The following is a 4,156-nucleotide window of genomic DNA, read 5'->3' as shown; positions in this document are numbered from 1 at the left end:
ACGCCTCGTCCACGATCCCCCACCCCTTGCCCAACCCCAACGATGGCCCCCTCGGGCACGATAACCGCAAGAGCGCCATAAGAAACGACGTCTTAGCGCCCACATGTTCCCCGACGTTGAGGAGGACCAGGAGGACGAAGTGCTGGCGCTGCTCAAGGGCACCCGCGTCCAGCAGCGCCGTAGGGTGGAACTTGCACGCGGTGAGCGGGACGGACGGGGGGCTGAAGTGGAGCGGACGGGGTCGGCCGGGGTGATGGTCGCCGAGGTGATGGCCGAGCTGGCCGCGCTCGAGGACCCGAAGGTCGGCGCGGTGAACGAGAAGCACGGTGACGACCACGGTGTGAACCTCGGCAAGCTGCGCGCCCTCGCCAAGCGGCTCAAGACGCAGCAGGAACTCGCACGCGGGCTCTGGGAGACAGGGGACAGTGCGGCGCGTCTGCTCTCTCTCCTGATCTGCCGTCCAAAGGCATTCGGACACGACGAGCTGGATGCCATGGTGCGCGAGGCACGCACCCCCAAGGTGCACGACTGGTTCGTGAACTACGTGGTGAAGAAGAGCCCGCACGCCGAAGAGCTGCGGTCGGCCTGGTTCGACGATCCGGACCCGGTGGTCGCGAGCGCCGGTTGGGCACTGACCGCCGAACGGGTCACGAAGAGGCCCGAAGGGCTCGACCTCGCGAGGCTGCTCGACATCATCGAGCAGCAGATGAAGGACGCCCCCAGGCGTCTGCAGTGGGCGATGAACACCTGCCTCGCCCAGATCGGGATCACGCACGCCGAGTACCGCACCCGCGCGCTCGACATCGGCGAGCGCCTGGAAGTGCTCAAGGACTACCCGACGTCACCGGGGTGCACCTCGCCGTTCGCGCCCGTCTGGATCAACGAAATGGTGCGCCGACAGCACGATGTCTAGACAAGGTCTCTGCCGGCGCCTTCCACTTCGGGGACCGCACCTGGTCGGCTGCCGCTCTCGGCGAGTTCCGCTCCGGCCCGCCCGGCATCTTCGTGCGCCGTTCAGTGCAGGCGGCCGAGGCGGATCATGCTGATCCGGATCTGCTGATCGTTGATCTCGTACATCACGTGGTAGCGGCCGACGTGGATGCGCAGGGCGTCCATGCTGCCGAACGCGCCCTCGGGAGGAGGTTCCTCGGGGAGGTGGTCGACGGCGGTGAACACCTGCCGGACTCCGGCGGGGTCGTCCTTGGCGAACTGCTCGGCCTGGGCGAGGGCCTTGGGCTCTCAGATGATCTCGTAGCTCATGTCTCGGCTCCGCCGAAGATACGGCGGTGGGACCCATTGTGCGGGACACCGGCGTTTTCGTCCCGCGCCTGGCGCGCGGTATGCGGCCAGGGCCCGCAGTTCCTTCAACTCGAGGGCATCGGTGGGTCTGACCAGGACCGCGACCGTCTGGCCGTGCTCGGTGATCGCGGCCGGTTCCTGTGTGGCGCTGACCTCGCGTGCGGCTGACCGAGAGCGATCCGGCCGACAGGGTGGACGCGTCGGAACGGCCTCGGATCCAGGAGCGGATGGGCTCTGCCGCAGTTCCCACGTGATGAAGCCGACCAGCACCACGAGAGTACGGACGCTGCCCCAGCCGTGATTCGGCGCCTCAATGATCGAGTACACCAGCAGCCCCAAGCCGGCCACGGTCAGCAATGCCCCCACGGCGTCGACGGGTCGCCTGCCGTGCTGGGCCGACTCCGGAACGCGTGTGACGGCGCCGATGAGGGCCACCGCGGCGAGGACGACGTTGAGCCAGAAAACCGAGCGCCACGACCATGCCTCCAGCACGGCTCCTGAGGCGAGAAGTCCCAGGACGGCGCTCGCGCCCGCCACGGCAGCCCATACGCTGACCGCCCGCGCCCTCTCCTCGCTGGGGAAGGTGCTGGTGATCGTCGACAGAGTCGCCGGCATCACGAAGGCGGCGGACAGGCCCATGACCGCGCGTAGGACGATCAGGGCCGTCGCGCTGTCGGCGAACGTCGCACTGAGGGAGGCAGCGGCGAACAGCGCGAGACCGCCGATCAGCGCCCTGCGCCTTCCGAACCGGTCGCCGAGGGTGCCCGCCAGCAGCAGCAGGGAGGCGAACACAAGACTGTAGGCGTCGATGATTCACGAGAGCTGGGACTGCCGGGCATGGGTCTCCCGGGCTATGTCCGGCAGGGCCACGTTTAGCGAAGCCATGGCCGCGACGACGGTTCCGAGCGCCAGGCACGTCACGACCAGGACCATGTTCCGTCGCTCTGGTCGCGTGCCCCCCGTAGTGCCCGCTGAAGGACTGGCTGTGCTCATGATCGCTCCAAATGCCTGAACAGGCGCCTCTCCAGACTCACCCAGAACCGGTACGTTCTCCACCCGGCGGTTCGACCCTCCCCGCGTACGAGGGGAGGCCGACTCGGGGGTATGGCCGGTGCGGCACAGTTCGAGGAAGTGCAGCACCGACAGGTCGAGGTAGAGGTAGAGCGGTAGTCCGTGCGAGCGGGCCGTGATCACCGTACGGACGGGGAGATGAGGGGAGTGCCGTCGGTTTCGAGAAGGCTTGCGGGGTAGTCGCCGCAGCCCTTCGGGGCGAAGTCGCCGATCAAGGCCTGCCGGGAGCGTGCCGGAGTGGCACCGGGCAAAGGACTGCGGGCGTGTGGGACGGCGGGCGGCCGGAGGGAGAGGGCGAGGCCGGGCCGGGTGGCGGGCCCGCTGTACTCGACCAGGTCACTCGGGCCGTCGGGGCCAGCGTCATGTACCTGGAGACCGGCCTTCGCATCCTCGCTGAAGTGGGCTGGGCCATGGAGGACAGCGAGCTGAGATCAGGCTCGTCCAGTCCCGTGCCTTTGAGCAGGCAGGCATGCTGGCTGACGCGACAGGCTCCACGGCGGCAGTGTCTGACTACCTCGGAGTCAGCATCGAACCTGATTCCGCAGCCTCGCCGCCGACCCTGCCCGGCAGTGCAGTCACAGGTGCCTAAGAGACGGATGACCAGCAGGTTTGACTGGGCCGGGCGTGTCAACCAGCAGGCGCAGAGTGGTAGTCATGGCAATCATGACTGGTGAACTGAGCCACATGCAGCTATGTGTGTCGCCATTATTTGACACACCTATTAGGCTCAGAGACGTCGAGTAATCGGCGGGTCGGAAGGAATTATTGCCCTCCGGAACCGCTGCTTCGTCGTACCCGGATGAGGGTGCGGCTGCTCGTCTGCATGGACAGCTGAAGAGGTTCGGAAAAGACGAGTGCCCCACAGGTCGCGAGCCTGCAGGGCACTGTCCGGATCTGGACCCTAGGCGGTGTCAGTGGAGAGGACACCGACAGGGCTTCAGCTGTACATGCTGCGGACCATCGCGTAGATGTCCGCGCCGGCCGCCGTGGCGGCCCCCTTCAGCAGGGCCACCATCACGATGATGAGGGTGATCAGCAGAAGGCGCTTGTACTTGTTGAACCAGTCCTTGACCCGCTTCATGGGCTACCTCGTCTCTCGCGTAGGAGGTCGGGATTGACTCTCCTCGAGCAAGAGCCATCACGACTCCGCGAGTGACGAGCACGCATGCACGTGATCTACCCGACACCCTATGCCATGCCGGGCCCTCCGAGAATCGGATACCGGAGCGGTGTGAGCGTTCCCACGCGGGAGCCGTTCGGGTGAACCTCCTGCCACGCCAAGCCCGTTCCGGCTTCGGGTGAACTCGCCCTCTCGTTTCCGCAGGTGAAACGGGGTCAGGGACACTAGGGGGATCAACCGGCGAAAGGTGTGATCTCCCTGGATCAGGGCGCGGGCCTGGATCCTCATATGGGAGGTTGTCGGCCTCGGGGAACACCGGTATAGCGGTTGGCGCTGAGAGCGATCATGGTCAGGGCGTGAGGGAGCTGATCCGGTTCTCGTACTCGCGGCGGGCCTTGCGCTGGGCCGGAACTGCGGGGAGGCCCTGGCCGCCGTGGAGCAGCTGGCAGCGGGCGAGGGGCTGGCGGTGTGTGGCGGGGGCGGCACTGACGCGCATGGTGTAGCCCTAGGCCGTGTATCAAAAGTGGATTTTGGTTGTGGATGATCACGGTTCATGGGTCGGGGAGATCTCACGGACGAGCAGTGGGCGGTGCTGGAGCCGCTGCTGCCGAAGGGGACGAAGGCGGGGCGGCCGCCCGTCTGGCCTCGGCGGCAGTTGATCGACGG

At 66.8% G+C, this 4,156-nt stretch carries 6 protein-coding genes; 2 read left to right on the top strand and 4 right to left on the bottom strand.

Annotated elements, in window-relative coordinates; genetic code table 11:
* Positions 1 to 253 precede the first annotated feature (253 nt).
* Positions 254 to 913 carry a DNA alkylation repair protein gene (locus tag ACWGSR_RS37550; RefSeq protein WP_453573914.1) on the top strand — a complete coding sequence of 220 codons (660 nt, stop codon included), beginning with the start codon at positions 254 to 256 and terminating at the stop codon, positions 911 to 913.
* Between the two features lie 101 nt (positions 914 to 1,014).
* Here ACWGSR_RS37550 and ACWGSR_RS37545 read toward each other — a convergent pair whose 3' ends face one another.
* From ACWGSR_RS37545 to ACWGSR_RS37530, 4 genes are all read right to left on the bottom strand, one after another.
* Positions 1,015 to 1,176, bottom strand: a complete 162-nt coding sequence (locus ACWGSR_RS37545; protein ID WP_453573908.1) for a hypothetical protein — start codon at positions 1,174 to 1,176, stop codon at positions 1,015 to 1,017.
* Between the two features lie 63 nt (positions 1,177 to 1,239).
* Positions 1,240 to 2,091 carry an MFS transporter gene (locus ACWGSR_RS37540; RefSeq protein WP_453573905.1) on the bottom strand — a complete coding sequence of 284 codons (852 nt, stop codon included), beginning with the start codon at positions 2,089 to 2,091 and terminating at the stop codon, positions 1,240 to 1,242.
* Between the two features lie 1,216 nt (positions 2,092 to 3,307).
* On the bottom strand, positions 3,308 to 3,451 hold the full coding sequence (locus tag ACWGSR_RS37535; RefSeq protein WP_453573902.1) for a hypothetical protein: 144 nt from the start codon (positions 3,449 to 3,451) through the stop codon (positions 3,308 to 3,310).
* 388 nt (positions 3,452 to 3,839) lie between these two features.
* The gene (locus ACWGSR_RS37530; RefSeq protein WP_453573900.1) at positions 3,840 to 3,986 is read right to left on the bottom strand and encodes a hypothetical protein; all 147 of its coding nucleotides are present in this window, start codon (positions 3,984 to 3,986) and stop codon (positions 3,840 to 3,842) included.
* Positions 3,987 to 4,043: 57 nt separating this feature from the next.
* On the opposite strand from ACWGSR_RS37530, the gene ACWGSR_RS37525 reads away from it, so the two are divergent.
* The coding region (locus tag ACWGSR_RS37525; RefSeq protein WP_453573911.1) for a transposase at positions 4,044 to 4,156 on the top strand (113 nt) is incomplete at its 3' end.

Source organism: Streptomyces sp. NPDC055632, from assembly GCF_053618675.1.
This window is presented reverse-complemented; position numbering and strand designations above follow the sequence as displayed.

Bases quoted from the DNA above. Each gene is read 5' to 3' on its own strand.
- ACWGSR_RS37550 (WP_453573914.1), top strand. From the start codon at position 254: ATGGTCGCCGAGGTGATGGCCGAGCTGGCCGCGCTCGAGGACCCGAAG.
- ACWGSR_RS37535 (WP_453573902.1), bottom strand. From the start codon at position 3,451: ATGAAGCGGGTCAAGGACTGGTTCAACAAGTACAAGCGCCTTCTGCTG.
- ACWGSR_RS37530 (WP_453573900.1), bottom strand. From the start codon at position 3,986: ATGCGCGTCAGTGCCGCCCCCGCCACACACCGCCAGCCCCTCGCCCGC.